General features: G+C 45.6%; 1 protein-coding gene. It reads right to left on the reverse strand.

Going from position 1 to position 3,152, the window contains the following annotated elements; genetic code table 11:
• Positions 1–3,152: condensation domain-containing protein (locus ABIA61_RS26610; RefSeq protein ID WP_404581516.1), on the reverse strand; the 3,152-nt coding region annotated here is incomplete at both ends.

Below are 3,152 nucleotides of genomic sequence, written 5' to 3' on the forward strand. Positions count from 1 at the left end.
ACGCGCTGCCTGTTCTTCAAACAACTGCGCAATGGGTTGCTCATGCGGATATGCTTGGGCGGTATCATTAAAGACGTCCAGAATCAGACGTTTGTTCGCCTCGGTTACCCACTGGAGCTCGTTGACACGCATGTGCGGGCGTTCCGCTATTTGCCGCAGAAGATGAAGCAGTTGGTTACTGATTTGCTCTATGTCTGCCTGACTATAGACGCTTGCATTGTATTGAAATTTGAATGTGAATGTTTCGCCAGGCAGCACAATGAGATTAAAATCATAGTTCGTCTGCTCACGAATCTCCGCATCAGCTATAGTCAAGCCCGTCGTATGCTCGCCTTGAATAAGCTGCTGCATTTGCTCCTCTACAGGATAATTTTCAAAAACAAGCAAATGTGTGATTAAGTCCTGTTTTTGATGGGTATGAGCCTGAACCTCATACAATGGGTACGTATCGTAAGCCGCTGATGCCACGGAATTGGACTGAGTCCGAATCATGATTTCAGACAGAGAATCCGTGGAATGGCATTGAATACGCACCGGGATTGTGTTAATAAATAATCCGATCATTTGCCCGGCTCCCGCCAAATCTGACGGTCTGCCCGACACAACTGTACCAAAAACTACATCTTGGCTTGCGTTTGCCATTTGGAGCCATAGCCCCCATACTGTTTGCAATACTGAGTTTAACGTCACCTGATGTATTGCTGCTATCTGCTTTAACTGTCGGATTGAATCGTTATCAAGCTCAAGCGCCACTTCTTGGCGGATATATTTTTGATCAGAGTCCCCTTCCCTCTCTCCAGGGATAGCAGTATGCTCCTCATACCCCGACAAATATTGCTCCCAGTAGTGGGCTGCTTGCTCATCATCCTGCGCCGCCAGCCACTCCATATACTTGCTGTAAGGAGCTGATTGCTGTACATTAGGCTGTCGGTTTATCAGAAAAGCTGAGTAGTACTCGAACAGTTCACTCGTGACCAGCGGTACACACCAACCATCCATCAAAATATGGTGAAAGCTCCAAATGAATGAGTACGTCTCATCCGCAATACGGAAAACTGCCATTCGCATCAATATATCCTGTGACAGATTGAATCCCCGTTGCTGATCCGTCTCTGCATAGGAATGCAGCCTTTGCTGTTGCTGTACCTCTTCCAGTTCCCTTATGTCTTCTGCATACAGCTCGACTTGTGGGTTCTTGTAGACGATTTGGAGAGGATAGTCTTTCCATGCTCCATCAAAACGGGTACGGAGGATAGCGTGCGCTTTCGTCAATTCCTCCAGACTTTGCCCAAAAACGTCCAGCTTCAAGTTTCCTTGCATTTCAAAAGTAATCTGCTCAAAATAGACGCCAGATCTGGAATCCAGCAAATTGTGAAACAGCATCCCCTTTTGTAAAGGAGTCAACGGATACACATCTTCAATGTCACCTATATGCTGTGTCTGCTGAATAATCTGCTCCAACTCTTCCATGGTCAAATGTTTTAGAGATAAATCACTTGGTGTGATTTCCGTCCGTTCGCAACTTGCACAGTGTTCGATGACTTGACGCAAGCTATCTTCCAGATATGCTGCAAATTGCTGCATAGTTTGACTTAGATATTGTTTTTTACTGTAACTTAGCTGTAACGATAAATTGCCGTTAGTAATACTGCCGTTAATTATTAACTTATATGGCCTTAATTGATTCCCACTCACCTCGGAGCCGACAGAATAAGTGGACAGGCGCATAGAGCTATTTTCCAAATCCTGATCAAACTGACCCAGGTAATTAAAGCTGACTTCAGGCTGCAGGTCGCCAAATGTTGCATTTCGGGCACCGTGATTTTCAGATAAGTACCGCAGTAAACCATATCCGATCCCCTTGTTAGGAATCTCCCGTAATCCTTCCTTAATGCCTTTAATTCGACTGGCTATACTAGTATGATGACGAACGGAAAGAATGACCGGGTATAGACTCGTGAACCAGCCAACCGTACGTGAAATATCAACATCATCCATAATGCTTTCCCGGCCATGTCCCTCCAGCATAATTGCAACCTTCTCCATGCCAGTCCAGCGATGAACAGCTATGCCAAGAGCTGTAAGTAGCAAATCATTTATTTCCGTGTTATAAGCCCGATTTGCCCCTTTTAACAGCTGTCCGGTCTCCTCTTCAGACCATTGCAAGGTTATAGTCTCGCTGTCTTTTATCAAGGAACGGCTTACTTCCAAGTCCACAGGAAGCGGTGAGACGATGGTATGATCCACTGCTTCCCAAAAAGAACGCTCCTGCTCAATTGCATTGCTAGTGGCATGATCGGACAGCTTATGTGCCCATGTCTGAAAAGAATCAGTCTTCACAGGTAGTTGAACAAAAGCTCCGGCTTCTACCTGTTCATAAGCTCTTGCGATATCTTCCAGCAAAATCCGCCAGGATACACCATCCACCACCAAATGATGAATGACAATTAGTAGATGATCACCATCTGCACAACGGAACAGACCCAGCTTTACTAATGGACCTTTTTCTAAATCAATGCTTTGCTGTATCCGGTTAGCTGCAGCCTCAATTGCCGCAAAAGGCTGGGAATCGGCTGTAAAATCTACAATTTCCAGATGGTACAGCTCCCCATCATCCATTCCACGATTCCATGCCTCATACCCATATTCTGTCTGACGAAATACCATACGAAGCGCATCATGATGGGTTATGACACCCTGCATGGAATGTCGCAGCGTCTGTTCATCAAACCTTTGCTCTCTAAAGAGCAGCATGGATTGATTCATATGATGAGGATCGGCAATTTGATTTTCCAAAAACCAGTACTGGATAGGAGAACGCTTGACCTTTCCAATTACCGTCTTTTGATCCGCTACTCTGTTCAGTATGTGAACATGAGAATTTAGCGAAGCGATGGTTGGATAAGAAAATAAATGCTTCATCTCCAAGTGATATCCCGCTTGTCTTAAACCGGATGAAACTTGAATGGCCTTAATGGAATCGCCACCCAAATCAAAAAAGTTATCCCCTGTTCCTATCTGTGGCACACCGAGCACCTTTTGCCAGACAGTGACCAACACCTGCTCCACTTCGTTTCCAGGCGCGGTATACTCCACTCCGGTTTGAATACTCGCCGTTGGCACAGGCAGCTCTTTACGGTCCACTTTCCCAT

This window comes from Paenibacillus sp. RC21 (assembly GCF_044907935.1).
Taxonomy (GTDB): Bacteria; Bacillota; Bacilli; order Paenibacillales; family Paenibacillaceae; genus Paenibacillus; species Paenibacillus terrae_A.